General features: G+C 59.3%; 26 protein-coding genes. 6 read left to right on the plus strand and 20 right to left on the minus strand.

The genetic code is table 11. The annotated features are described in order from the left end of the window. Window positions 1-22 precede the first annotated feature (22 nt). From ASF29_RS01050 to ASF29_RS25010, 4 genes are read right to left on the minus strand one after another with little or no spacing between them, the layout of a single operon-like run. Entirely contained in the window at window positions 23-1,519 is a 1,497-nt protein-coding gene (locus ASF29_RS01050; RefSeq protein ID WP_062447672.1) for an ABC transporter substrate-binding protein, read from the minus strand. Window positions 1,520-1,571: 52 nt separating this feature from the next. Continuing rightward, window positions 1,572-2,048, minus strand: coding sequence for a VOC family protein (locus ASF29_RS01055; RefSeq protein ID WP_062447674.1), 477 nt, complete (start codon window positions 2,046-2,048; stop codon window positions 1,572-1,574). A gap of 12 nt (window positions 2,049-2,060) precedes the next feature. Then, on the minus strand, window positions 2,061-2,456 hold the full coding sequence (locus tag ASF29_RS01060; protein WP_062447677.1) for a RidA family protein: 396 nt from the start codon (window positions 2,454-2,456) through the stop codon (window positions 2,061-2,063). Window positions 2,457-2,486: 30 nt separating this feature from the next. Next, window positions 2,487-2,612: a hypothetical protein gene (locus ASF29_RS25010; RefSeq protein ID WP_280136413.1), complete on the minus strand. Its 126-nt coding sequence runs from the start codon at window positions 2,610-2,612 to the stop codon at window positions 2,487-2,489. Window positions 2,613-2,992: 380 nt separating this feature from the next. On the opposite strand from ASF29_RS25010, the gene ASF29_RS01065 reads away from it, so the two are divergent. From ASF29_RS01065 to ASF29_RS01080, 4 genes are read left to right on the plus strand one after another with little or no spacing between them, the layout of a single operon-like run. After that, window positions 2,993-3,514: an XRE family transcriptional regulator gene (locus ASF29_RS01065; RefSeq protein WP_200925497.1), complete on the plus strand. Its 522-nt coding sequence runs from the start codon at window positions 2,993-2,995 to the stop codon at window positions 3,512-3,514. Then, a complete protein-coding gene (locus tag ASF29_RS01070; RefSeq protein WP_062447683.1) occupies window positions 3,514-4,680 on the plus strand; it encodes an FAD-binding oxidoreductase in 1,167 nt (388 codons plus the stop codon). The genes ASF29_RS01065 and ASF29_RS01070 overlap by 1 nt, the downstream gene beginning before the upstream one ends. Beyond that, on the plus strand, window positions 4,673-4,966 hold the full coding sequence (locus ASF29_RS01075; RefSeq protein WP_062447685.1) for a (2Fe-2S)-binding protein: 294 nt from the start codon (window positions 4,673-4,675) through the stop codon (window positions 4,964-4,966). The genes ASF29_RS01070 and ASF29_RS01075 overlap by 8 nt, the downstream gene beginning before the upstream one ends. Continuing rightward, window positions 4,959-6,404 (plus strand): NAD(P)/FAD-dependent oxidoreductase, encoded by a 1,446-nt coding sequence (locus ASF29_RS01080; protein ID WP_062447687.1) that lies wholly within the window; start codon window positions 4,959-4,961, stop codon window positions 6,402-6,404. The genes ASF29_RS01075 and ASF29_RS01080 overlap by 8 nt, the downstream gene beginning before the upstream one ends. Before the next feature lie 4 nt (window positions 6,405-6,408). On the opposite strand, the gene ASF29_RS01085 is transcribed toward ASF29_RS01080, so the two are convergent. After that, window positions 6,409-6,915, minus strand: a complete 507-nt coding sequence (locus ASF29_RS01085) for a MarR family transcriptional regulator (RefSeq protein ID WP_244473455.1) — start codon at window positions 6,913-6,915, stop codon at window positions 6,409-6,411. Window positions 6,916-7,260: 345 nt separating this feature from the next. Here ASF29_RS01085 and ASF29_RS01090 point away from each other — a divergent pair, with 345 nt between their 5' ends. Together ASF29_RS01090 and ASF29_RS01095 are read left to right on the plus strand one after the other, a co-directional pair. Continuing rightward, entirely contained in the window at window positions 7,261-8,046 is a 786-nt protein-coding gene (locus ASF29_RS01090) for a cyclase family protein (RefSeq protein WP_062447689.1), read from the plus strand. Between the two features lie 138 nt (window positions 8,047-8,184). Next, entirely contained in the window at window positions 8,185-8,691 is a 507-nt protein-coding gene (locus ASF29_RS01095) for a MarR family transcriptional regulator (RefSeq protein WP_062447692.1), read from the plus strand. A gap of 37 nt (window positions 8,692-8,728) precedes the next feature. Here the strand turns inward: ASF29_RS01095 and ASF29_RS01100 are convergent, their stop codons facing one another. From ASF29_RS01100 to ASF29_RS01170, 15 genes are all read right to left on the minus strand, one after another. Beyond that, complete coding sequence (locus ASF29_RS01100) at window positions 8,729-9,511, minus strand: glucose 1-dehydrogenase (RefSeq protein ID WP_062447695.1); 783 nt, start codon at window positions 9,509-9,511, stop codon at window positions 8,729-8,731. A gap of 2 nt (window positions 9,512-9,513) precedes the next feature. Further along, entirely contained in the window at window positions 9,514-10,362 is an 849-nt protein-coding gene (locus ASF29_RS01105) for a fumarylacetoacetate hydrolase family protein (protein ID WP_062447698.1), read from the minus strand. Next, on the minus strand, window positions 10,359-10,787 hold the full coding sequence (locus ASF29_RS01110) for a cupin domain-containing protein (RefSeq protein WP_062447700.1): 429 nt from the start codon (window positions 10,785-10,787) through the stop codon (window positions 10,359-10,361). Before ASF29_RS01110 ends, ASF29_RS01105 begins: the two co-directional genes overlap by 4 nt. A gap of 27 nt (window positions 10,788-10,814) precedes the next feature. Then, on the minus strand, window positions 10,815-11,210 hold the full coding sequence (locus tag ASF29_RS01115; protein ID WP_062448574.1) for a RidA family protein: 396 nt from the start codon (window positions 11,208-11,210) through the stop codon (window positions 10,815-10,817). Beyond that, a complete protein-coding gene (locus tag ASF29_RS01120; protein WP_062447703.1) occupies window positions 11,203-11,622 on the minus strand; it encodes a thioesterase family protein in 420 nt (139 codons plus the stop codon). Before ASF29_RS01120 ends, ASF29_RS01115 begins: the two co-directional genes overlap by 8 nt. Before the next feature lie 24 nt (window positions 11,623-11,646). Next, window positions 11,647-12,432 carry an SDR family NAD(P)-dependent oxidoreductase gene (locus tag ASF29_RS01125; RefSeq protein WP_062447705.1) on the minus strand — a complete coding sequence of 262 codons (786 nt, stop codon included), beginning with the start codon at window positions 12,430-12,432 and terminating at the stop codon, window positions 11,647-11,649. A gap of 7 nt (window positions 12,433-12,439) precedes the next feature. After that, window positions 12,440-14,752 (minus strand): bifunctional salicylyl-CoA 5-hydroxylase/oxidoreductase, encoded by a 2,313-nt coding sequence (locus ASF29_RS01130; RefSeq protein WP_062447707.1) that lies wholly within the window; start codon window positions 14,750-14,752, stop codon window positions 12,440-12,442. Between the two features lie 172 nt (window positions 14,753-14,924). Next, complete coding sequence (locus ASF29_RS01135; protein ID WP_062447709.1) at window positions 14,925-16,130, minus strand: pyridoxal phosphate-dependent aminotransferase; 1,206 nt, start codon at window positions 16,128-16,130, stop codon at window positions 14,925-14,927. 47 nt (window positions 16,131-16,177) lie between these two features. Further along, entirely contained in the window at window positions 16,178-17,572 is a 1,395-nt protein-coding gene (locus ASF29_RS01140; RefSeq protein ID WP_062447720.1) for a M20 family metallopeptidase, read from the minus strand. Between the two features lie 21 nt (window positions 17,573-17,593). Next, entirely contained in the window at window positions 17,594-18,751 is a 1,158-nt protein-coding gene (gene argE, locus ASF29_RS01145; RefSeq protein ID WP_062447723.1) for an acetylornithine deacetylase, read from the minus strand. Between the two features lie 257 nt (window positions 18,752-19,008). Beyond that, a complete protein-coding gene (locus tag ASF29_RS01150) occupies window positions 19,009-20,031 on the minus strand; it encodes an ABC transporter ATP-binding protein (RefSeq protein ID WP_082453327.1) in 1,023 nt (340 codons plus the stop codon). Between the two features lie 2 nt (window positions 20,032-20,033). Further along, window positions 20,034-21,008, minus strand: a complete 975-nt coding sequence (locus ASF29_RS01155; RefSeq protein ID WP_062448576.1) for an ABC transporter ATP-binding protein — start codon at window positions 21,006-21,008, stop codon at window positions 20,034-20,036. A 17-nt stretch (window positions 21,009-21,025) separates the two neighbouring features. Then, on the minus strand, window positions 21,026-21,949 hold the full coding sequence (locus ASF29_RS01160) for an ABC transporter permease (RefSeq protein WP_082453328.1): 924 nt from the start codon (window positions 21,947-21,949) through the stop codon (window positions 21,026-21,028). A 3-nt stretch (window positions 21,950-21,952) separates the two neighbouring features. Then, window positions 21,953-22,930, minus strand: coding sequence for an ABC transporter permease (locus ASF29_RS01165; protein WP_062447728.1), 978 nt, complete (start codon window positions 22,928-22,930; stop codon window positions 21,953-21,955). A gap of 100 nt (window positions 22,931-23,030) precedes the next feature. Further along, window positions 23,031-24,626 carry an ABC transporter substrate-binding protein gene (locus ASF29_RS01170; protein WP_082453329.1) on the minus strand — a complete coding sequence of 532 codons (1,596 nt, stop codon included), beginning with the start codon at window positions 24,624-24,626 and terminating at the stop codon, window positions 23,031-23,033. Window positions 24,627-24,674: the final 48 nt, after the last annotated feature.

Below are 24,674 nucleotides of genomic sequence, written 5' to 3' on the forward strand. Positions count from 1 at the left end.
CTCCTTATTCGTCCGGTGTCGATTATCCCTCGATCTTGGCTCCGCGCAGGATCGGGAAGCCGTCACCTGTCAGGGTCACACCCTTCAAGCTGGCCTTCAGCGCGAAGATCGGTGCCTGGTGATAGAGGTAGATGACCGGCAAATCCTTGGCGACGATGGCCTGCGCCTGTTTGAACAGGGCAATACGCTCCTGCGGATCGACAGCCGCGCGGGTGGCATCCAGAATGCGGTCCATTTCCGGGTTGTTGTATTTGCCGACATTTCGTCCACCCTTGCTCGACAGCACCGGTACCGCCAATGTGTCGAGATCGTTGGCCGATTGCTGGCCGATGGGACCCCAGGATTCGAAATCGCCGTCAGCGGTCAGTTTCAGCGTGGTCGCGAAGTCGACGACGTTCAGTTTCGTGTCAAAACCGGCTTCGACAGTCATGGCCTGGATAAGTTCACCAACGCGCACTGAAAGCGGCCTGTTCGGAACGAGGATGGTGAAAGGAACGGGCTGCTTGACGCCTGCCTCATCGAGAAGTTTCTTGGCCGCCGCCACATCGCGAGCGGGAATGGGGAAATCCGTATTATAGAACGGGGAATCCGGGCTGGCGAACTGGTTGGCCGCCTTGTAGTAGCCGGAAAACACGGCATCGACGATGGCCTGCTTGTCGAGAGCAAGTTCGAATGCATGTCGCACACGGACATCCTGCATCGGACCTTTGCGCTGGAGGTTGAACATGAGCGCCTGGGAATTGGCGGCAAAGTTCTGGATCATTGCCAGGCTCGAATCGCTCTTGACGGTATCTGCCAGCGCAGGATCCAGTTTTTCGATCATATCGACATCGCCGGACTGGAGATTGGCCAAACGGACGCTATCGGCAGGAATGATACGGAAAATCACGCGATCGAAGGCATAGTCCTTGGCGAAGCGATAGTTCGGATCTTTCTCAAGCGTGATCCGATCCTGCGCAACGCGGCTGACGAACTTGTAAGGGCCGACACAGACAGGCGCACGGCCGACATTGGCACCTTCGCGTTCCAGTGCTTTGGGTGAGAAATACATGCCATTGCGTTCGGCAAGCGTGCCCAGAAGCTGTGCGGCAGGCTGTGCGACGCGAATGATCACGGTCTGCGGATCGGGCGTTTCGATGGAGGAAATGCTGGTAAGATCGGAATAGCGTTGTGTGCCGGGTTTGTGGGCACGGTCGAGATTGATCTTCACGGCAGTGGAATCGAACGGCGTTCCGTCCTGAAACTTTACATCCTTGGCCAGATGGAGCGTCAGCGCCAGCGCGTCGGGCGACCATTCCCAGCGCTCGGCAAGACCGGGCAGAATATTGAGTTTCGCATCCGTGTAGAGGAGGCGTTCGCACATAGTCGACAAAACCGAAATGCCCGTGGAGGCGGCGTTGGATACCGGGTCCAGCGCATCGGGATCGTCGGCAAGCGCAATGCGCAGGTCGGCGGCGTTTGCGGAACCAGCCATCAGACTTCCGGCCAAAATCAGGGCGGTCATAATATTGCGTGACATGAATTCGTTCCCTTTATTATTTTTGAGAATTGCTTGTGTCGTCGCTATCAGGTCAACCCGTCACGGACGTCAAAATCAGATCGCTCGACGGATCGGTGATCTGCTGGAGTTCGACGAAATTGCCGTCCGGGTCGCGGCAATAGCACACCCGCATCGGGCCAACGTCGATCGGTTCGGAGTTGAAGGCCACACCGGCAGCCGAAAGGCGGGCGTGGTCAGCAATGACGTCGTCGCTGTCGAAGCAGATGTGGGAATAGCCGCGTTGGGATAAGCCGCGATCATCCAGCCGCTCCGATTCTGGAAGGGTGTATTCGAAGATTTCCAGAAATGCATTTCCCGCCTTCAAGACGGCGGCGCGTGCGGTGGAATCGGGAATGGTGGTGATCTGACCGGCGAAAGCGGCCATATCTGTTCCGGCCTCCCAGCCGAAGGAAAAGACTTCCGTAAAGCCGAGCTTGTCCTTGTAAAAAGACAGCGCCCGATCGAGATCACCTGTCGTGATGGATGGATGGTGGATGCCACGTAGCATGGGTTATCTCCTTCACGCGTAAGCGGTTGCTTCGATTTCGACAAGAAGATCGGGCGAAAACAGCCGCGAGACCTGAACGAGTGTGCTGGCTGGTTTATGGCCGAGGGCGTTGAACGGTCCGACGACTTCACCCCAGTTGGCAAGCGTCGCATCGATGTCCGTCGTGTAGACCCGAATGCCGGCGACATTGGTGTAAGTCATGCCCGCGTCGGCCAGGACCTTGCCCAGATTTTCGAGAACGACTTTCAACTGGCCCTTCATATCGCCTGCATGCTGCGGCGCTCCATCAGGACCCGTCGCACATTGGCCCGACAGCGTCAGCACCCGCGACATGCCGCTGACTTCGGTTGCGTGGGCAAAGCCGAAGCCTTCCTGCCAGTTCCAGGGATTGATCGATTTGGTTTCCATAGCTGTTCCTTTTTATGGTTCTGTGCTGCGTCAATGGAATGCACGTGCGCGACGCTCGCCAAGGCGTTCGTCTGTTTTGAAGTAAGACATGACAAGTTCGATCTGGCGGATGCGCAGGCGCACAGCTTCGCAGCCACAAAGCGTGGCTTCAGACACCGTCGTTCCCCTGTCATGTGACATATTGGCCAAACTGTCGCTTTTGACGCTGCGGTGCCCGGCTCTTGTTCTATGTCCAGAAAACGGCAAGCTCACCGTTCGTTCAATGACGCTTATTGTCAGATTGCGTTGCGTTTTACGCAACGCAATCTGACTTACCTGCGGGGTAAATCCCTTCAGGACTGAGCCGCTAAATAGCTGCGCGCAAAGCAAATTTCAGGCATTTGTGCAGTTGAAATTTACATGATTTGAGGTTCTGTTTCTCTGAAAAGTTTCATGTTTCATCTCGGCTTGGATGTCACGAGCGACGATTTATCTTGAATTTGTACAGTGCAAGTGCACACTAATTTCGAAAGGTGAGGGGCGTGCTGGGAAAACGATTGAATGAACTTCGGCTGGCAAAGAATATGTCACTGCGGTCGCTGGCGCAGGAGACAGGATTATCTGCGACGTTGCTCAGCCAGGTCGAGCGTGGCGTGACGGAACCGAGCCTCACCACCCTTCGGAAATTGAGTGCAGTTTTTGGAGAATCCGTTTCTGCCCTGTTCGCCACCAAGGCGGATGATGCGATCTGGATCAGTCGTCCGGGCGAGCGCACGACGATTATCGGGCCGCGCGGAGGCGTGAGTTATGAGCGGGTTTCCCGCGGCAATGGCCAGATGGAAGTGTTGCGCGCAGTGTTCCAGCCAGGTCAGTTTTCAACCGAACTGCCCATTCGTCACCCATCCATGGAATGCGTCTATGTGATACGCGGCGCACTGACGGCTGAGATCGGCGGACAGCAACAGATCATTCAGGCGGGCGAATGCCTGTCCTTCGATGCCAATATCGCGCATCGGTATGTAAATGGGGGCGATAAGGACGTGGAGATCATCATGTCTGTCACGCCGCCGGTGCCGTGATGCTTGATTGTCTGATCATCGGCGGGGGTCTGTTGGGCTCTGCCACCGCATTCAATCTCGCCAGCGAAGGCCTTTCTGTTCTGCTGGTGGAGAAGGGGCAGATCAACGGCGTCGCCTCCAGCCAGAATGCCGGCAGCCTGCATTTCCAGCTGGAATACAGAATGATCGAAAATGGGGCGGATGCAGCGCGCAAGGCTGCAGAAGCCATGCCGTTGCACCTCGACGCTATGGCCCGCTGGGGCAATGTCGAAGCAGACCTCGGCACGCCAATCGGCGTCAAGCGGACTGGCGGACTGATGGTTGCCGAGACGCCGGAGCAGGTGGCCGTGTTGGAACAGAAAGCAGCTTTGGAGCGTGCTTCAGGTCTCGACGTCGAATTGCTGGATCGGGCTGCGCTGGATGGGATTGCGCCTTATCTCGGCCCCGCGGTGATTGCCGCCGCCCACTGCAAGGGAGAAGGCAAGGCCGATCCCAAACAGACGACGCTTGCCTTTGCAAGGGCAGCCCTGAAAGCGGGTGCGCAGATCGAAACCGACTGTGAAGTGCTGGAGCTTTCGCGGCACGGGGTGGGATGGCGCGCAAAGTTGCAGGACGGTCGGTTCGTTGAGGCCAAAGCCGTCGCAATCACCGCCGGTGGATGGTCCGGGCGCGTTGCTGCCATGGCAGGCATGCAGATGCCCGTCAGCCCGGTGGGGCTGACTATGACGGTGACCATGCGCACCAAGCCCCTCATCCCGCATCTGGTTCAGCATGCCGGGCGAAGGCTATCGTTAAAGCAGACGCCTGAAGGGCAGGTTTTGATCGGCGGTGGCTGGCCTGCGCAACTGCGCCATGTCAATGGCATCATCGATCTGGACGCGCGGCCCGCGCTGCAACTGACATCGCTGGCAGGCAATACGGCCGCAGCCGCCTCGGTCGTGCCGAAGCTGGAAACATTGCAAGTGATGCGCGTCTGGACCGGCATGACCTCGCTGATTGCCGACCAGTTGCCGCTTCTGGGCGAAATACCCAAGGCGCCTGGACTTTTCATCGCCACGGGCGGCTCTGCCTTCACGCTGGGTCTCACCTATGCGCGGCTGTTGGCTGACGCCATCTGCGGCAAGCCAGCCATTCTGGATGTTCGCCGGTTCAGTCCCGGCCGTTTCGGGAGCCTCACCCTTGTCTGACTCACGACGTCTTGCCGAAAGCAAGGATTTGCATCGCCCGCATGCGGTCTCGATTACCGTCAATGGTCAGCGTACGCCTGCCCATCCGGGAGAAAGCCTCGCGGCGGCCCTGCTGGCAAGCGGGCATGGCGGCTTTCGCCGAACGCAAAGCGGCAAGCTGCGTGCGCCTTACTGCAATATGGGTGTGTGCTATGAATGTCTGGTCACTGTCGATGGTCAGAGTGGACAGCGCAGTTGCCTCATCCCTGTCAGGGCCGACATGGTTGTGGAGCTGGAAAATGTCTGATTCCCGACCTGTCGATCTGGCAATCGTCGGCGCAGGCCCGGCGGGTCTGGCAGCAGCGTTGACCGGTAGCGAGCAGGGCCTGCGCGTTGTGGTCATCGATGAGCAGCCGGAGATCGGCGGCCAGATATTCCGCCAGCCGCCGCGCAATTTTCAGGCCGCTCCCAGCAGCGCCTTTCGCAGCTACCCGTTCGGAACGCAGCTTCTTCAGCAGGCACGGGCCGATGCACGGATAAGGTTTCAGTTGGGAACGACGGTCTGGGGCGTGTTCGAGCCACGGGACGGGGGGAGAGGGGTCGAGCTTGGCGTCTCGTCGCAAGAGGGTGGGTCGATCATACGCAGCAAGTCTTTGCTGATCGCCACGGGGGCCTACGACATGCCGGTCGCCTTTCCGGGCTGGACACGTCCCGGCGTCATGGCGGCTGGGGGGGTTCAGACCTTACTCAAGAGCCAGCATATTCTATCCGCCAAACGCTATGTACTGGCAGGTTCGCATCCGCTGATTTTCGTGCTTGCGGAACAGCTTTTGAAAGCCGGTGCGGACATTGCGGAAGTGGCGATCTCCCGTCCGTTTCCGGGCCTGAAGGAAATGTTGAGCGCCATTCCTGTGATGTCAGGACAAGGACGGATCGTCGCTGACTTGATGCGAAGCCTGATGGCTCTGCGCCGCCACAAAGTTCCCCTCAGTTTCTCAACGACGATCCTGCGCGCAGAAGGAGACGGTGAGGGTGTCGAACGGGTGGTTCTGCGAGGCGTGGATGGAAGCGGAAAGCTGATAGAAGACACCGAGCGGGTTGTCGAAGGCGTTGATGGCGTTGCGGTTGGCTATGGCCTGCTTGCCAGCACCGAGCTTGCGCGACAGGCCGGATGTGCCGTGTACTGGGCGCTGGATCGCGGAGGCTGGTTGGTGCGCCACGATGGCGACATGCAGACATCCCGTGCCGATATCTATGTGGCGGGAGAGCCAGCGGGTATCGGCGGTGCCAGACGTGCGTTTCTTCAGGGGCGTTTGGCGGGGCTGACGATCAGCGCCGCGACAAAAGGCAGCGATAAGGGTTCGAAGGACATAAGGGACGTGAAGGCCGCCGTTTCCCAAACGGACAGGTTCGCAGCCACGATGGCAAAAAGCTTCGCGCCCAACCTGGCGCATCTGGCAGCGCTGATGGATGATGCGGCGGTGCTGTGCCGCTGCGAAGAGGTGACGTCCAAAGATGTCGATGCATTTCTGCAGCAATCACCCTTCGCCACCTCGGTCAATGCGGTCAAGCTGGGATGCCGCACTGGTATGGGGCCATGTCAGGGGCGATATTGCCAAATGTCGGTTGCAATGAAGCTGGCAGATCGGTGCAACATGCCGATCGAAACCGTCGGGCAGTTCACCGCGCAGGCGCCGATCCGCCCCGTGCCGCTGAAACATCTGGCCAAGATGAGTATGGATTGAAGCGTTAAAGTTCCTCTTTCTCGTCTCCGGACAGGTGATTGCGTGCCGACTGTTTGACCTGACCGACATGGGTCAGCAGTCCAGAGATAACGATTGGGTCGACATCGCCCATCATGTCTTCCAGCCAGCTTCCATGAGCTTGCGCCATCGCTTCGAAAGTGGTGCGACCTTTTTCGGTCAGGCACGCGACGATGACGCGGCGGTCATCCGCTGGTCTTTCGCGCAGGACCAGTCCGTCGATTTCCAGACGCTCGACCAAACCTGTGATATTGCCGTTCGTGACCATGGTGCGCTTCGACAATTCGCCGAGGCGCAAGCCTTGCGGTTCACGATACAATTGCGACAGAAGGTCGAACTGCGGCAGCGTTGCGCCGAATTCGCGGCGCAGGCGGCGGCGAATTTCCTGGGATATCAGCTTGGTGGTGGACAGCATGCGCAGCCATAGACGAAGCTCTTGCTTCTTGCCTTCCTGCGTCTCACTCATGATAATTTCGAGATCGATTGCCGACATAACCCTGCCCCTCGCACGCCATCATACCTTAAACGTCATCCACTGCCGTCTTGCCAACATGTTTGAACATTCAAGGAACGTGTGGAATAACAGCCAAATTCGCTTTTTGCCAGCGAAAACCCGGCACCTTCAGCGTGACATGCGAGGGCGAGGAACCGCCGAAATGCGAGGCCAAGTGTTGCATCCAGGATCAGCGGTGACCCGGACCGCTCACGCAAACGGCCAAGAATTCAAAATAATTTAAGCTTCAACAAAATTCTTGCGCATTCTTTTTTTTGCTCCTAGGCTCCGTCCCATCATTCGCATCCGCCTGTTCAGACAGCGCGATAAAAAGGGGAACATGGAATGACAGATACAGCCACCATTTCTGCGCTTGCAACCGGCCTGCTCAAGGGCTCGATCAAGGTCGTTGACCTCACTGCACCACTGGGGCCGGACACGCCGGTTCTTTATCTTCCGCCGCAATTCGGCAAGAACACGCCCAATGTGAAGGTCCACACGATTTCCGCCTATGATCAGGATGGACCGTTCTGGGCATGGAACTGGCTGGAACTGGGCGAGCACACCGGCACCCATTTCGATGCGCCGAGCCACTGGATCACCGGCAAGGACAATCCATCCAACACCACGGATACCATCGCGCCACAGAACTTCGTCGCGCCCGTGAACGTGATCGACCGCTCGAAGGAATCGGCTGAAAACGCGGATTATCTTCTGACCGTTGACAGCATCAAGGAATGGGAAGCCGAGCATGGCGAGATCGAGGCTGGCACCTGGGTTGTGCTGCGCACCGACTGGTACAAGCGCAATGGCTCGACCGAGACCTTTCTGAACGCCGATGAAAATGGTCCGCATTCTCCGGGACCAACGGCGGAAGCCATCGAATATCTTCTGTCGAAGGGCATTATCGGCTGGGGTCAGGAAACGATTGGCACGGATGCCGGTTCTGCCGGTGGCATGAACCCGCCGTTCCCCGCCCACAATCTGATGCACAAGGCCAACAAATACGGTCTGGCAAGCCTGTGCCACCTCGATCAGCTGCCGCCAAAAGGTGCCATTCTGATCGCCGCACCGCTGAAACTTGTAAAAGGCACGGGCTCACCGGTCCGCGCTCTTGCCCTGATCGTCTGAGACGATACAAAGCCAATGGCCTTGTCGAGAGCGTCAAGGCCATTGGCGCAGCACGTCTGCATGGAAGCCTGCCCTTCTATGAAGACGAGAGACGCCTACGCGAAGGCTGCCTCCTGAAATGACGTAAGGACAACAAGAATGGAAAACGGATTTTCCGGCGCGGTTCTCGAAAACCCCGGTAAGCAGGAGAGCCGCATTCCAAGCCTGGGTGAGATCGGGCTGAACAATTTCGCGCCCTACATCATGAACCGCATCATGGCGCGGTGGAACGCCAATCTGTCCGAGGATTTGAAGGCCCGCGATATCACCACGGTGAAGATGCGGGCGCTGGCCGTTCTCAATGTTTCCACGTCGCTGACCATCAACGAATTGTCCATTTTCGCCGTCACCGAGCAGTCGACAATGAGCCGCACTGTCGATGCTCTGGAGGAACAGGGCCTTATTCGCCGCACGCCGCGGCCGGATGATATGCGGGTTCGGGATGTGACGATTACTGATGAGGGCCGGGCGATGTTCGAAGACGTCTGGCCGATCATGTATGACGATTTGCGCCGCATGTTCAAAGACATAGATGACGATGAATATCGCGTCTTTCTGGGGACGCTTCACAAAATTCTAAAGAATATTCGCAGACACGATATTTAAAAACCGGCGGGCAGGGGGCGCTGCTCGCCGATTCTGATCAATCTTCAAAAATATTCGTCTGCGTTGCGACGTGTCTATATGCAGCACCTGCGGTAAAGCCGCCATCGATGACGAAGTCCTCGCCGGTGATGAAGCTGGATGCGTCGGATGCGAGGAAGAGAACGAGTTCGGCAATTTCCTCCGGCTTTCCGCTGCGCTTCATCGGCGTCATCTCGATCATGGGTTTGAGATGCGGGCTGCTGGCGTTGAGACCGGTCACGACGAGGCCGGGGCAGACGGCGTTCACGCGGATGTTCTTCGAGACAAGTTCCATGGCCGCGCTGCGGGTGAGGCCGCGCAGGCCCCATTTGCTGGCGGTATAGGCCGGGTCATAGTGGCCGGAGAAGCCGCTATTGGAGGAGATGTTGATGATGGAGCCACCGCCGCTTTGCGCCATGCGGTCGGTGACGGCCTGTATGCCGAGAAAGGCACCGGTCAGATTGACCTTCAGCACCCGTTCCCAGGCTTCCAGACCTGTTGTGGCAACTGTCGAGCGGTTGATGATGCCGGCATTGTTGACGAGAATATCGATGCGGCCTTTCCATTCGACGGCGAGAGCAACCACACCTGCCCAGCTTGCCGGGTCGGTGACGTCGAGATGGATGAAGCGGGCTTCAAATCCCTCATCCTGCAGGGCCTGCGCCAAAGCGCGGCCTTCTTCGGCCAGCACATCGGCGATGATGACGGCGGCGCCCTTGGAGGCAAACAGCCGCGCTTCGGCTTCGCCCTGTCCACGTGCGCCGCCCGTGATGATGGCCAGACGGCCTTTGAGATCGGCCATGCTCAAGCCCTCGCTGCTATGGTTGTCTGGCGCTGCTCGCCAAGGCCTTCGATACCGAGTGTCATGACCTGACCTGGCTGAAGGAACACTGGAGTCGGCTTGATGCCCATGCCGACACCGGGTGGTGTGCCGGTGGCAATGACATCACCCGGCATCAACGTCATGAATTGGCTGATATAGTGGACGAGATGGGCAACACCGAAGATCATGGTGGAGGTGTTGCCGGTCTGGCGGCGCTGACCGTCGACATCGAGCCACAACGCTAGGTTCTGCGGATCGGCAACCTCGTCACGGGTGACCAGCCATGGGCCGATAGGTCCGAAGGTGTCGTGGCTCTTGCCCTTGGTCCACTGTCCGCCACGCTCCGACTGGAAGGCACGCTCGGACACGTCATTGACCACGCAGTAACCGGCGACATAAGACAGCGCATCGGCTTCGCTGACATATTTGGCGCGCTTGCCGATGACCACGCCAAGCTCGACCTCCCAGTCTGTCTTGGCGGAGGTACGGGGTATCTCGACATCGTCATTCGGGCCGACGACGGCGGTCGTTGCCTTCATGAACAGGATCGGCTCTGGCGGGGGCTCCTTGCCGGTTTCCTTGGCGTGATCGGCATAGTTCAGGCCAACGCAGATGAACTTGCCGACATGGCCGACGCAGGCGCCGATGCGGTCAGCGGAAACGACCGGCAGGCTTGCCGGGTCGACGGCGCGAATGCGGGAGAGAGCCTCATCACCCAGCGTTTCGCCTGCAATGTCAGTCACGATGCCGGAGAGATCGCGCAATGTGCCATCGTCTGCCAGAAGTGCGGGCTTTTCGGCGCCGATGGCCCCAAGTCTCAACAGTTTCATTCTGCTCTCCTGAAGCCAACGAGAACGCTGTCATCGACGTCGGGCAGATTGACGACGATGTTGTCGGGCGTGCGGGTCGTCAGCCAGACCAGCTCTTCCGTGGTGGACATGTTGACTTCGATATGCGGCCAGTTGGGTGGCACGAAGATGAAGTCGCCTTCCTCCATGTCGAGGAACTCCTGCCAGTTCTCGCCAAAATAGATTCGCGCCTTGCCTTTCAGTACATAGCCGCCGGTCTCGGCCTCACCATGGTGGTGGGGATAGGAGCGATAGCCGGGGTCGTTGGAGACCTTGCCGAACCAGATCTTGGTGGCGGGCGTGTGCTGCGGGCTGACGCCGGAGATGCGCACGCAGCCGCCGGACTGGCCGGTTCCTGTGTCTTCCTCACCCTTGCGGGTAATCACGGGCCTGACGTTGCTGGTCATCGAATTCTCCTCCTCTTTGAATGGTGATCAGTCCGGCACGACGGCCAGCGACTGGATCTCGATCTTGGCGCGGTCTTCCATCAGCGCCACGACCTGCACGGCGGCCATGGGCGGGAAGTGGCGACCGATGATCTCGCGGTAGATGGCGCCGATTTCCCGCATACGGGATTTGTAGGCCTCGCGGTCGGTAAAATACCATGTCATCTGAATGAGGTGCTCTGGCTTCGCGTTGGCGGCTTCCAGAACACTGACGATGTTCAGAAGCGTCTGGCGCACCTGATCGACAAAATCGTCGGAATGGAACTGGCAATGTTCATCCCAGCCGATCTGGCCGCCGACCTGAACGATGCGCCCACGGGCGCTGATGCCGTTGGAATAGCCGATGGGCTTTGCCCATCCGTCCGGCTGGATGATTTCATGCATCATGTCTTGGCTCCAGATAACGTGTCAGGCCTGCGCGGATATCGTCGGGCCAGGGATGGGATTTATGGTCGGTCAGGGATGTCATCACGATGCGCTGGCGCACCGTCCAGATGATGTCGCCGTTAACGGTCACGATGGTTTCCAGATCGAGAGAGGCGCGACCGATGGATCGAACATGCACGGCGAAATCCAGGACATCGCCGTAGACGGCTGGCTTCTTGAACTCGAGGTTCATGGTCACGGTCGGCAAGCCCAGCTTGCGCTCGAACATGATCTCTTTCCAGGTGACGCCAAAGGAGGCGAACATCGCCTCGTTCACGTCGACCAGCATCGACAGATAGGCCGGATGGTAGGCGATCCCGGTCAGGTCGCAATCGCCAAAACGCATCGGCTTGGAATGGGTATAGGGCATGTGTCTTCTCGCTTTTTAACTCGCTCAGCCAACCATGATTTCGCCACCGGCAATGGCGATGGCTTGGCCCGTGATCGAGCCTGCGCCTGATGAGGCCAGCCACAAGACGGTATCGGCCACCTCCTGCGGCTGGATCAGGCGGGCTTGAGGGTTGGATTTGGTGAACTCGGCAAGCGCCTCATCACGGCTGCGACCGGTCCTTTCCATTATCGTCTCCAGCGCACGCTGGATGATCGGCGTATCGGTAAAGCCGGGGCAGACGGCATTGACCGTCACGCCCTTTTTGGCCAGCTCCAGCGCCAAGGCCCGCGTCATGCCGATGACGCCATGCTTGGCGGCGCAATAGGCAGAGACATAGGCATAGCCGGTCAAACCCGCCGTGGACGCTATGTTGACGATACGGGCGCCGGCACCATGGGCTTTCAGATCGGCAAGGGTCGCCTGCGTGACGTTGAAGACGCCGGTCAGATCGACCGACAGCACATGGCTCCACATGTCGAGCGTGGTCTTCTCGAAGGACGCACTTGGTGCCTCCCCGGCATTATTCACCAGAATTGAGATAGCCCCGAACGTTTTCCGTGCTGTCTCCAAACCTTTGGCAATGGCGTCCGGCTGGGTGACATCGAAGCCATCGAGAACGAGGCAGTTGCTGCCGATTGCGGCGGCCACATCCTCCAGCGGCTGGCGGCGGCGACCGGCGAGCGTCACCTTGGCTCCGGCTTTCGCCAGCGTCATGGCAATGGCCGCACCGATGCCGCTTCCGGCTCCAGTCACCAGCGCGTGGTGGCCTTCAAGGGTCTGCGTTACCATGTCAGCCTCACTTTGCCGCCGCTGCGCGCTCGAGATTGGCTTCGTACTGGCCTTTCGCCGACATATATTGCTTCGGCCAAGTTATGGATTTCAGGCCAATTTTTGCGGCTTCATGCAGAGCCCAGGACGGATCGGCAAGATGCGGACGGGCAACGGCGCACAGATCCGCACGACCGGCCGAGATGATCGAATTGGCATGATCTGCTTCCGAGATCGCGCCAACGGCTATGGTCGGAATGCCGATTTCGTTGCGGATCTTGTCGGAGAAGGGCGTCTGGAACAGGCGGCCATAGACGGGCTTTTCTTCCTTCGACACCTGACCCGAGGAGCAGTCGATCAGATCGGCTCCCGCATCCTTGAACATCTGGGCATAGATCGCCGCATCATCGGGCGTATTGCCGCCCTCTGCCCAGTCATGGCAGGACAGGCGAACTGATATCGGCTTGTTTTCAGGCCAGGCAGCACGCACCGCTGCAAAGACTTCCAGCGGATAGCGCGCCATGTTCTCATGGCTGCCACCGTATTCGTCGTCACGACGATTGGTGAGTGGCGACAGGAAGCTCGACAGCAGATAGCCATGGGCGCAGTGCAGTTCCAGCCAGTCGGCCCCGGTCTCAGCCGCACGCCTGGTGGCGGCAACGAAGTCGGCCTTGACGCGGTCCATATCGGCCCGGTCCATCGCCTTGGGCACAACGCTGTGTTTCAGATAGGGAAGGGCGGATGCCGAGAACAGAGGCCACGCACCTGTTTCCAGCGGCTGGTCGATGCCCTCCCAAGCCAGTTTCGTCGCGCCCTTGCGTCCGGCATGGCCCAGCTGAATGCCGACCTTGGCGGCACTGTTGGCATGGGCAAAATCCACGAACCGTTTCCAGCCCGCAATCTGCTCGTCGTTCCAAAGCCCGAGGCAGCCGGGGGTGATGCGGGCGTCTGGCGATACGCAGGTCATCTCGGCAAAGACCAGACCCGCGCCACCCATGGCGCGCGCGCCCAGATGCACCATGTGGAAATCATCGAGCAAACCATCGGTCGCCGAATACATCGCCATCGGCGACACGACGATGCGGTTGGCAAGCGTGGTGCCGCGCAGCGTGTAGGGCGTAAACATCGGTGGTAGGCAGCGCTCATTGTCCTTGACCTGCAGGCCGGATTGCTGGGCAAACCAGTGCTCATAGCCCTCCAGCCATTCCTTGTCGCGCAGACGCAGGTTCTCGTGGCTGATGCGCTGCGAGCGGGTCAGCATCGAATACATGAACTGTTCGGGCGGCAGCGTATCGGCATAACGCTGCCCCACCACTTCGAACCATTCCATGGCGTTGCGTGCTGCATTCTGAATGCGGGCCACATCGACCCGGCGGATGTCCTCATAGGTTTTGAGAACGTCTGGAATGGTGTCCTTGCCGTGGCCAGCCTTGTTGAACTGGTTGGCGAGCTCGATGGCATCGTCAATCGCCAGCTTGGTGCCGGAGCCGATGGCAAAATGGGCGGTGTGAGCGGCATCGCCCATCAGCACGACATGCGAATTGCCGTTAAAATGGCTCCACTTGCCGCAGATCAGCCGGGTAAAGTTGAGCCAGGCGCTGCCCCGCATGTGGCGCGCATTGGTCATCAGTTCCGAACCCTCGAGCGTCTCGGCAAACAGATCCTGACAGAAGTCGATCGATTGCTGCTGGTCCATCTGGCCCAGCCCATGCGCCTGATAGGCCTCCTCCGTCGTCTCGATGATGAAGGTCGAGGTGTTCTCATCGAACTTGTAGATATGCGCCTGGAACCAGCCATGGTCGGTCTTGCGGAAGTCGAAGGTGAAGGCGTCGAACAGCTTGTTGGTGCCAAGCCAGATATAACGGTTGGGCCGCACCACCAGATCAGGCTCGAAAATCTCGGTATATTTGTTGCGAATCTTCGAGTTCAAACCGTCCGACACGATCAGAAGATCGGCGTCTGGATATTGCAGATCGCTCTCGACCTCTGTTTCGAACACCAGCTCCACGCCCAGCGCTTCGCAGCGCGCCTGCAAGATGTTGAGCAGCTTCTTGCGCCCAATGCCGACAAAGCCATGGCCGGTGGTGCGCTGGCGCGTGCCCTTGAACAGCACCTCGATGTCGTCCCAGTGGTTGAACGCCTGCTGGATCTCGTCGGCACTCTCCTTGTCCCAGACCTGCATCGACGCCATGGTCTGATCGGAAAACACGACGCCCCAGCCGAAGGTGTCATAGGGACGGTTGCGCTCGACCACAGTCACCTGATGCTCGGGGTGCAGCTTCTTCATCAACAGTGCAAAATACAGCCCCGCAGGACCTCCACCGATACAGACGATACGCATGTAACCCTCCGCGGTTTTCGACTTGAATGTCGAGGAAGCAATTTATTTGAAGGTTAAAGTAAATTTGCAAATCGGCGTTGTCAATCGAAAGACGCTCAATTTCGCGAAATAGTTTAGGCTTGAAATACCAAGCGGCCCAACCACGCTTGAGGTGGGCGGGCCGCCAAGATTTTCAGCGCAAAGCGTTTACCATGCGGTCCACGGCTTTCTTGAGCCGTGCCTGGTCCCGGAACACGCAGAGACGGATGAAACCGTTCGAGGCGTCGCCGAAGAGATGGCCGGGAGCGAGCCCGACGCGTGCTTTTTCGAGGATCATCGTGCAGGCTTCGCGGGCATCCGGCACGCCATCGAGGCTGAAGAAGGCATACATGCCGCCCTGTGGCTTTTCAGGCAGAATGATGGAGTTGATCTGCGACAGGCCGTCATAGACGATATCGAGACCCGTCTTCACACGGTCGCGAATATCGGCCACCAATGGCTCACCCTGTTCGATGGCAGCAACCGCGCCTGCCTGAATGATCGGCGATGTGCCGCTGTTGATATATTGCGTCATGGCCGCAACCTGATCGGCAACGCTTTTCGGATGCGTCAGCCAGCCGACGCGCCAGCCCGTCATCGCCCAGGCCTTGGAAAAGCTGTTGATGGTGATGACGCGATCTTCTTCATCGCAGATGGGTAGCATGGAGGGCGCGACATTGCCCTTGAAATAAAGCCGTCCATAGACTTCGTCCGAGATGATCCAGATGCCGGTGCGGCGGCTGAATTCCAAGAGCGCTGCCATTTCTTCTGCTGTTGCCGTCCAGCCGGTTGGGTTGGCGGGCGTGGAGAGGAAGATGGCGCGGGTGCGCGCATCGCAGGAGGCGAAGAGCTTATCCAGATCCAGATGCCAGCCATTGTCATAGTTCAGCGAGACAGGGCGGGGCTCGGCACCCAGCAGATGGATGGCGTTGTGAATATTGGGCCATTGCGGCGCGACATAGACCACATTCGTGCCGACCTCGGCAATCAGGGCCAGCGCGATGTAAAGCGCCTGCATGCCACCAGGCGCGACCGTGGTGCAGGCCAGATCGATGGGACGTCCATGCAGTTTCGACTGATATTCGCTGAGTGCGGCCTTCAGCCTGTTGGTGCCGCGCATATCCGGCACATAGAAGGTTTCGCCGTCATCCAGCGCCTTTTTCGCGGCTTCGCGGATGAAGGACGGCGTGACCATGTCACCCTCGCCATACCAGAGCGCGATGACGTCTTCGAGCTTGGCCGCACGCACGGCAAGGGCCGCGATATTTTCGGTGTGCAGATCCTTGATCTGGTCTCTGATACCGCTGAAAGCGGTCAATGCGCGGTTCTTCGCCGCAATCTGGCTGTCCATGAAAGACATGTGGTTCTCCCTTTCGTGACGTGTCCCCGTTTCATCGGGGAATGTGGTTATGGGTTTGGTTGTCCCAGATCGTGATAAAGCCCTGCCATGATCGCGAGGCCCTCCCGCACGATGCTGACGGGCAGATGTTCATTGGCGGCGTGTTGCAGGCAGCCGGGATAGGAATGCGGAATCCAGACCGTCGGCAGGCCGAGCTGGTCCGAAAAGATGTTGTTGGGCAGAGAGCCGCCAAGATTGGGCAGGATGGCGGGCGGCGAGCCCGTCGTCTTTTCGATGGAGGCCGCCACGCGGCGCACCCAAGGGTGGTCCGGGTCCAACCGGCTTGCCGGAAAAATCGCGTCGAAGGGATCGGTGACGACCACGCGGTCATAGCCAGCTTCCTTCAGCACCCGCCGGACAGCCGGGACCACGGCTGCATAATCGACATTGACCGGAAAGCGCAGCTGCATGCGGGCACGCGCCTTTGGCGGGATGGCGTAAAGCGGCGTTGCGAGATTGCCGCATTCCATTTCCATCACCTCGAAAGACGACCAGGCGAAGACCTTTTCCTCGGATGTGAGGCCCGGCTCGCCCCACCATTCCTCGATGGAAGGATCGCCAGCCGTCGGTTCGATATGGCAGCGCGTGAGGGCTGCGCGCACATTGTCTGGGATGTGACCCGGCGTCATTTCCGGCACCTTGATCTGGCCGGTGCGGCTGACCAGTTCGGTGATAGCGTGGCAAAGCTCGATGCCCGGATTGGCCAGCAGCCCGCCCCAGTTGCCGGAATGCTGGAAGTCTTCGCGGGCGTTTACTTCCATATGGAAGGACAGGCCACCACGGGCACCGAGAAAGATCGTCGGTTGTGTCAGTGCCAGTCTCGGGCCGTCCGAAGCGATCAGCACATCCGCTTCCAGCAGGTCGCGATTACGTTCGCAAACGGTATCAAGGCCGGGAGAACCTGATTCCTCGCCCATTTCGATGAGGTATTTGAGGTTGAAGCCGAGGGAGCCACGAGTGGCCAGAACGGCCTCGATAGCCGCCATATTGATCGAATGCTGGCCTTTGTTGTCGGCGGTGCCGCGCCCATACCAGTTGCCATCGCGCTCCGTCATCTCGAAGGGTGAAAGCCCTTCCGCCCATTGGCCGTCGAGACCGGCCACCACGTCGCCATGGCCATATTGCAGGATCGTGAGGAAAGCAGAATCTTCGATCCGCTGCGCCAGCAGGAACGGGCCGGGTGCCGCCTCGTCATGCAGCAGGGTCGTGGTAAACCCCATGCGCTCGAAATGCGGCTGCATTTCTTCGTTCAGATAGCGCTCAAGATCGGCCTTGCGGTCTTTGAGGCGACTTGCGGACTGGATGGCAACGCGGCGACGCATGGTGGTCTCGAAGGAGCCATCGGTGAGATGATCGAGCGCCCTAGCAATGGCATTTTCGCGCGATGACAGGGTCTGGTTCATGCTCTGGTCCTTGTTGTGAAATTACGCATGGCAGCAGCTTTCTCCGAGACGGTCGAGAAAGGCGACGCAGCGTTCCAGTTCTGAGATTTCGATGCCTTCATCCGGCTGGTGCGCATCGGCGATATCGCCCGGACCGACGACGAAGGACGGCGTGGCTGCAAGCTGGAATATGCCTGCTTCCGTGCCATAGGAGACGAAGCGTGGCGATGGCTTGCCGAGGAGATCGAGAACCTGTCGGGTCAGCGCGTCGGCTTCGGGTTTGAGGCCGGGAATGCGTGCCTGAACCTCGATGCTGATGCCGCAATCCGGGTCCACGGCTTTCATGGCGGGCTCGATGATATCAGCAGCATAGCGCTTGATACGGTCGAGAACCGCGTAGTCATCCTCACCCGGAATGATCCGCATCTCCCAGAAGAAGTCGCAGGCTTCGGCCACGATATTGCCGTGCAGCCCGCCTGTGATCTGGTTGACCTGAATGGTGGAATAGGGTGGATCGAGGCCCTCGAATTGCGGGCCGCTGCGCATGTCGGCGCGGATTGTGTTGATCTCCGCGATCAGCTCGGCAGCAGCCATGACGGCATTGACGTAAAGGTCCGGCTGCGAGGAGTGCCCGGGTTTGCCACGCACCCGCGCCCAGCCGATGAGGCCACCCTTGTGGGCGGAGACGAGATCCATGGCTGTGGCTTCACCGATGATGGCCATCTGCGGCGCAAGCCCGCTTTTGCCGACCCACTCGGCCATGGAGCCAACGCCGGTGCAGCCCACTTCCTCATCATAGGAAAAAGCGAGATGAACAGGGCGTTTCAAGGAGCGCGCGGCAATCGTAGGCAAGGCTGTGAGGCAGCACGCGAGAAAGCCTTTCATATCTGTCGCGCCGCGTCCGACGACGCGCGAACCGGTTTGGCGCAGCACCCAAGGGTCTGCGCTCCAGGCTTGTCCGGCTACCGGAACAACGTCGGTATGGCCGCTGAAAATGATTCCGCCGGGTGCATCCGGGCCAATCGAGACGAGCAAATTGGCCTTGTCGCCTTCCGCATTGGGGAAGCGGCGTAGCCTTGCGCCAAAGGGTGCAACGACCGTTTCGAGGTGATCCAGCAGGGTGAGATTGGAGACGGCGCTGACGGTTGGGAAGGCGATGAGATCGGCGAGGTGGCGGGTGACGTCAGTGGAGATGGACATCGGTTTCTCTCCCTTTGAAGACTACGCGGTCGATTATGATCGTTTCGATCTGCCGCTTACCCCCCTCTGCCCTGCCGGGTATCTCCCCCTCAAGGGGGGAGATCGGCTGGACGCTTACCAATCGCTCTATGCGCATCGCTTGAGATGGGCGAGAGGTTTCAACGAGTCGATCCCCCCACCTGTGGGGGAGATGCCCGGCAGGGCAGAGGGGGGTATCCCACGCACTGCCATTCACTGATGGCCCAAGCCGTTCCCCATCACACAGCATCCGACAACTCCTTCGCCTTGAAATCCTCAGCGAAATGGCAGGCCGCAAACCGATTGGGATCGGTCTCGCGCAACGCCGGGCTGTCGTTCGAACACATGGGTCGGGCAATCACGCAGCGGGGATGGAAGTGGCATCCCGATGGCGGATTGAGCGGAGACGGCATCTCACCTTTGATGGCGGTGAAGACCCGCTTCTTCGGCTCCAAAGTCGGAATTTCCTTCAGAAGCGCCCGTGTATAGGGATGGTGCGGGTTGGCGAACAGCGTTTCGGTTTCCGCCAGTTCAACGATGCGTCCCAGATACATCACGGCGATACGGTCGCAGAAATTCTGTATCATCCCGAGATCGTGGCTGACGAAGATATAGGTGAGATCCAGATCCCGTTTCAGCTCCACAAAGAGATTGAGGATTTGCGCCTGAATGGAAACGTCCAGTGCGGCAGTCGACTCGTCGCAGACGAGAATGCGCGGCTTGACGGCCAATGCCCTTGCAATGCCGATACGTGCACGCTGACCACCGGAAAACTGGTGCGGATAAAGATCGCGGCTGGCAGGGTCCAGACCCACGCGCTTCATGATGTCGCTGACGTAAGCCGTCATTTCGTTTGCGCGGATGATGCCGTGAAAGACTGCGGCTTCGCCGATGGTTTCCATCACCCGCTTGCGCGGATTGAGCGAGGCGGTCGCGTCCTGAAACACCATCTGCACGGAAAGGCTGGCCTTGCGGCGCTCCGCCTCCGACATGGCCGCAAAGTCACGGCCTTCGAGCAGGATCTTGCCCTGTGACGGCGCCAGAATGCCGGAGATGATGCGCGCCAGTGTGGACTTGCCGCAGCCGGATTCGCCCACAAGGCCGACGATTTCGCCGGGGCGGACATCGAGATCGATGCCATCGACCGCGCGAACGACCTGTTCTGAGTTCTTTCGGGTGACGAAGTCGACGATGCGCTGGGCAAAATCCGGTGTGCCGCGAAACTGGCGCGAAACGGCGTCGAGTTTAAGGATGGGCTGCATGTTCAAGCCTCCTGTCGCGGATGGTGGCAGCGCGCGAAGCGGCCGGAGGGATCGGTAACGACGGGAGGGAGCGTCGTCGTACAGATGTCGGTGCGGGCCGGACAGCGCGGATGGAAAGCGCAGCCCAAGGGCATGTTGCCAAGGCTGGGGGTAGAGCCCGGAATTTGCGCCAGCGGCTGGCCGCGTTTGTTGCGACTTGGCACGGATGCAATGAGGCCTGCGGTGTAATGGTGGCGCGGCGCGGTCAGCACCTCGGCCACCGTTCCGGTCTCGACGATGCGACCGGCATACATGACGGCGATACGATCGGCGAGACCGGCAACGACCGAGAGGTCATGGGTGATCCACACCAGCGCCGTGCCGTTTTCAGCCGCCAGTCGCTGTACCTCACCCAGGATCTGGGCCTGAATGGTCACATCAAGTGCAGTGGTTGGCTCGTCTGCAATCAGCACGGCCGGGCGATGCAGAAGCGCAATGGCAATCGCCACACGCTGGCGCATGCCGCCGGAAAACTGGTGCGGATAGGCCTCCAGTCGTGATTCCGGCGAAGGAATGCCGACCGCTTTCAAGGCGTCGATTGCACGCGCACGGGCCGCCGCTCTCGAGACCTTCTCATGCGCGTTGATCGCTTCGATGATCTGCGTATCGATGCGCAGCACCGGGTTCAGCGTCGAAATGGGGTCCTGAAAGATCATCGCAATGCGGTTGCCGCGCAGGCCGCGCATGGCGCCATCACCAATATCGGCAATGCTCTGGCCTTCCAGAACCACCCGTCCGGCAGAAATCTTGCCGGGCTCATCGATCAGCCCCATGGTCGCCAGACCCGTGACGGATTTGCCGGAACCGGATTCTCCGACCACGCCCAGCACTTCGCCGGGATTGACGTGGAAACTGACATCGTTGACCGCCGTGACGAGACCCTTGCGGGTGTGGAAGGTCACGCTGAGGTTCTCGACGGCAAGCGCAGGTGTGATCATTTTCGTTTGTACCTGCATCATTGGATGAACCTCGGATTGAGCACGGCCCGCAGGCGGTCACCCACCAGATTGATGGCGACGACGATGAGAACCAGGGCGATGCCGGGATAGGTCGAGACCCAGTAATTGCCCGACAGCAGGAAGTCGTAACCCGAGGCGATCAGCATGCCGAGGGACGGCTGCGTTACGGGAACGCCGACGCCGAGGAAGGAGAGTGTCGATTCCAGCGTGATGGCATGGGCGACCTGCACGGTCGAGACGACGATGAGCGGCGGAATACAGTTCGGTAGCATGTGCCGCACGAGAATGCGCCACTGCGACATCTCAAGACAGCGGGCGGCGGCGATGTAGTCCTTGTTCTTTTCGACCAGCGCCGAACCACGCACCGTTCGGGCATAATAGGCCCATTGAACGAAAACGAGGGACAGGATGACCTTGTCGAGACCGCGCCCGAAGACCGTCAAAAGGACGAGTGCAATCAGGATCGAAGGAAAGGACAGCTGCAAATCGACGATCCGCATGACCAGCGCATCGAAGCGCCCGCCAATATAGGCCGAGAGCACGCCGACCAGAGCTCCAATAACGCTGGCGATGACCACCGAAGCGATGCCGACGCCGAGCGAAACCCGCATGCCATACATGATGGCCGAGAGCATATCGCGACCCTGATCATCGGTGCCGAGCCACGCGGTCAAACCATTTCCGAGCGTGGAGCCCGGTGGCAGCATGTTATCCATGATATCGAGCTGCATGAGATCGTAAGGGTTCTGTGGCGCGATCAGTGGCGCGAAGATCGCGACGAAGGCCAGAATGAGGAGAATGGTCAGTCCGATGACGGCTTCCGTGCTGGAAACGAGATCGCGCAATTGGCGCAGCAGAAGCTTTTCGCCCTTGGATGTAGCTGCCGGGAGAGGAGGCGTGGTGGCGTCGATGTTGCTCATGGCTTACTCGCTTGTCCCGCCGAGCCGGACGCGCGGATCGAGCGCGACATACAGCAGGTCGACGATAAGATTGATGACGACGAAGATCACCGTGGTGACCATGAGGTAGGCGACGACGACAGGTCTATCCAAGCGATTGATCGATTCGATCAGCAGCTTGCCCATGCCGGGGAAGGCAAAAACCGTCTCGATGACAACGGTAAAGGCGATCATCGCGCCGAATTCCATGCCAAGGATCGTGACAACAGGGATCATCATGTTCTTCAACAGATGCAGCCTTATGATGCGGAAGCGGCTGAGGCCCTTGGCGCGGGCAAAGCGGATATATTCCTGCGTCATCACTTCACGGGTGCCTGCCTCGCATAGTCTCACGACCAGCGACGCCTTGTAGAGCGCAAGGGTGAGCGACGGCAGGATGAGGTGGCGCAGACCTTCCCAGGTGAAAATCGAAAGCTGCATTCCCAGCACGGTCGTCGTCGGACCGCGCCCGCCCGCCGGAAGCCAGCCGAGATAGACCGAAAAGAACAGGATCATCATCAGTCCGATCCAGAAATTCGGCAGGGAGAAGCCGAAGATCGATGTGGACATGATGGCGCGCGCCGCAATCGACTTTGGCCGCAAACCTGCGATGACGCCGAGTGGCACGCCGATGAGGACCGAGAAGGTGAGTGCCAGAACTGCGAGTTCCAGCGTGGCTGGCAAGCGTTCCCCGATCACCGAAAGCGCCGACTTTCCATAGACGAAGGAGGAACCCAGATCTCCATGCAGCGCGTTGCTGATGAAGCTGACGAATTGTACCGGCAAGGGCTGGTCGAGACCGAAGCGGGCGGCAAGGGCTGCGCGTTCGGCCTGATCTGCGTCCGGGCTGGCAAGCATGTCCACCGGACTGCCGAGAGCGAAAACCGCGAGGAAGACGAGAACCGCCATGGTGAAAAGCACCAGGCAGGATTGCCCCAGCCTGCGTATGAGATAGGCTACCATCTGTTCGACCACCGAAATAGCTGACGCAGGGCGCAAGCGCGCACCGCGAGATTATATTTGGGGGGCGAACCGGCTTTTGGCCGATCCGCCGTGATACAGTCTATTGTGCAGGCTCGAAGGTGAGCGCAGACGTGCGTTCATCCATGCGCGGGATGATCTTGATGCCCTTCTTGGCCGCCCAGGTCATGCCCTGGAAATAGAGCGGCACGATCGGCATGTCGTCATTGACGGTGTGGACGGCAGCCTTGAGCATATCGTTGCGCTTGGCATCGTCCATCTCGGACGTCAGAGCAACGAGCTGTTCGGTGAGCGCCGGATTGCAATAATGGCTCCAGTTCACCACGCCCCAGCCGCGCGCCTTGTCGGGACAGGCCACCATCATACGGATGCCCGAGGATGCCTCGGCCGTCTGAACGCCCCAGCCCATCATGACGGCGGAGAAGTCACCCCTATTGCCCTTGGTGTTGATGGCAGAGAAGGGGACGGCATCGACATCGGTGCGGATACCGATACGCGTCAGCATCTGCGCAATGGCCTGCGCCACGCGCTCGTCGTTGAGAAGACGGTTGTTCGGTGTGCCGAGTGTCAGACGGAAACCGTCTGGATATCCGGCATCGGCCAGAAGCTTCTTCGCGGCAGCCTGATCGAAGGGCACGTTTTCCAGAGCCGGATCGAAGCCCAGCATCTGGTCAGTCGACAGATTGTTCGTCGGATAGGCGAGGCCCATCATCAGACGGTCGCTGATCGCCTTGCGGTCGATGGCCATGTTGATGGCTTTGCGCACGCGCACATCCGTCAGCGGGTTCTTGGCAATGGCGGAACCATCCGCAGCCTTTACGCCCGGCGAGCTGTCACGACCGCTATCGAGGAAAAGGAAGATCAGGCGGTGGGTTTTCTTGGCGCTGTAGACCAGATCGGGATTGGCCTTGACCTTTTCGATATCAGGTGTGGGCACGTTTTCGATGGCGTTGACATCGCCGGACAGCAGAGCCGTCATCCGGCTACCGTCATTGGGCATGAAGCGGATGGTGACGTTGTCCCACGCCGGTTTGCCGCCCCAGTAGCCATCGAAGCGGGTCATGACGACGCGATCATCGGGCGTATATTTCACGAACTTATACGGTCCGGTGCCGATCATATGCTCAGGCGTTGCGAATTTCTCGCTGGAGATGCCTTCGCTCGCCTTCTTGCTGACGATGAAGACAGAGGTGAGATCGGCAGGCAGCAACGGGTAAGGCGTCTTGGTGATCAGGCGGATCGTGTGTGGATCGACAACCTCGGTCTTGGTGATGGCGCGGGTGTAGATCGCAAAGCTGGACGGGCTGTTTTCAATCGTATTGGGGCGCTGGAGAGACCATGCGACGTCTTCGGCTGTGAAATCGCTGCCATCCTGAAACTTGGCAGGGCGCAGTTTGAATTCCCAGGTCAGGTCGTCGATCTTCGTCCAGGATTCGGCCAGATTGGGGATGATCCGGCTGTCGGGGTCCATCTGGGTCAGGGTCTCGAACATGTTGCGCGAGACGGCAATGTTCTGGCTCGCATTGTGGAATTGCGGGTCCATGGATGTTGCGGACGAGCTGTAGGCCAGATTGAGATCGGCGGCCCACGCATTGGCTGCGGGGATGAGGGCCGACACCATGAGAGCGGCGGCAAATCGTCGAAAGGGTGAATAAGGCAGTTTTGCTGATGCTGGCATTGTCTGTTCCCTTATTGAAAGATGGAATTCTTTTATGTCTCTTGTAGT

This window comes from Rhizobium sp. Leaf262 (assembly GCF_001422245.1).
In the GTDB taxonomy this organism is placed as follows: Bacteria; Pseudomonadota; Alphaproteobacteria; order Rhizobiales; family Rhizobiaceae; genus Agrobacterium.

Bases quoted from the DNA above. Each gene is read 5' to 3' on its own strand.
- ASF29_RS01050 (WP_062447672.1), bottom strand. From the start codon at position 1,519: ATGTCACGCAATATTATGACCGCCCTGATTTTGGCCGGAAGTCTGATG.
- ASF29_RS01055 (WP_062447674.1), bottom strand. From the start codon at position 2,048: ATGCTACGTGGCATCCACCATCCATCCATCACGACAGGTGATCTCGAT.
- ASF29_RS01060 (WP_062447677.1), bottom strand. From the start codon at position 2,456: ATGGAAACCAAATCGATCAATCCCTGGAACTGGCAGGAAGGCTTCGGC.
- ASF29_RS01070 (WP_062447683.1), top strand. From the start codon at position 3,514: ATGCTTGATTGTCTGATCATCGGCGGGGGTCTGTTGGGCTCTGCCACC.
- ASF29_RS01080 (WP_062447687.1), top strand. From the start codon at position 4,959: ATGTCTGATTCCCGACCTGTCGATCTGGCAATCGTCGGCGCAGGCCCG.
- ASF29_RS01085 (WP_244473455.1), bottom strand. From the start codon at position 6,915: ATGTCGGCAATCGATCTCGAAATTATCATGAGTGAGACGCAGGAAGGC.
- ASF29_RS01090 (WP_062447689.1), top strand. From the start codon at position 7,261: ATGACAGATACAGCCACCATTTCTGCGCTTGCAACCGGCCTGCTCAAG.
- ASF29_RS01095 (WP_062447692.1), top strand. From the start codon at position 8,185: ATGGAAAACGGATTTTCCGGCGCGGTTCTCGAAAACCCCGGTAAGCAG.
- ASF29_RS01100 (WP_062447695.1), bottom strand. From the start codon at position 9,511: ATGGCCGATCTCAAAGGCCGTCTGGCCATCATCACGGGCGGCGCACGT.
- ASF29_RS01105 (WP_062447698.1), bottom strand. From the start codon at position 10,362: ATGAAACTGTTGAGACTTGGGGCCATCGGCGCCGAAAAGCCCGCACTT.
- ASF29_RS01110 (WP_062447700.1), bottom strand. From the start codon at position 10,787: ATGACCAGCAACGTCAGGCCCGTGATTACCCGCAAGGGTGAGGAAGAC.
- ASF29_RS01115 (WP_062448574.1), bottom strand. From the start codon at position 11,210: ATGCATGAAATCATCCAGCCGGACGGATGGGCAAAGCCCATCGGCTAT.
- ASF29_RS01120 (WP_062447703.1), bottom strand. From the start codon at position 11,622: ATGCCCTATACCCATTCCAAGCCGATGCGTTTTGGCGATTGCGACCTG.
- ASF29_RS01125 (WP_062447705.1), bottom strand. From the start codon at position 12,432: ATGGTAACGCAGACCCTTGAAGGCCACCACGCGCTGGTGACTGGAGCC.
- ASF29_RS01130 (WP_062447707.1), bottom strand. From the start codon at position 14,752: ATGCGTATCGTCTGTATCGGTGGAGGTCCTGCGGGGCTGTATTTTGCA.
- ASF29_RS01135 (WP_062447709.1), bottom strand. From the start codon at position 16,130: ATGTCTTTCATGGACAGCCAGATTGCGGCGAAGAACCGCGCATTGACC.
- ASF29_RS01140 (WP_062447720.1), bottom strand. From the start codon at position 17,572: ATGAACCAGACCCTGTCATCGCGCGAAAATGCCATTGCTAGGGCGCTC.
- argE (WP_062447723.1), bottom strand. From the start codon at position 18,751: ATGTCCATCTCCACTGACGTCACCCGCCACCTCGCCGATCTCATCGCC.
- ASF29_RS01150 (WP_082453327.1), bottom strand. From the start codon at position 20,031: ATGCAGCCCATCCTTAAACTCGACGCCGTTTCGCGCCAGTTTCGCGGC.
- ASF29_RS01155 (WP_062448576.1), bottom strand. From the start codon at position 21,008: ATGATCACACCTGCGCTTGCCGTCGAGAACCTCAGCGTGACCTTCCAC.
- ASF29_RS01160 (WP_082453328.1), bottom strand. From the start codon at position 21,949: ATGAGCAACATCGACGCCACCACGCCTCCTCTCCCGGCAGCTACATCC.
- ASF29_RS01165 (WP_062447728.1), bottom strand. From the start codon at position 22,930: ATGGTAGCCTATCTCATACGCAGGCTGGGGCAATCCTGCCTGGTGCTT.
- ASF29_RS01170 (WP_082453329.1), bottom strand. From the start codon at position 24,626: ATGCCAGCATCAGCAAAACTGCCTTATTCACCCTTTCGACGATTTGCC.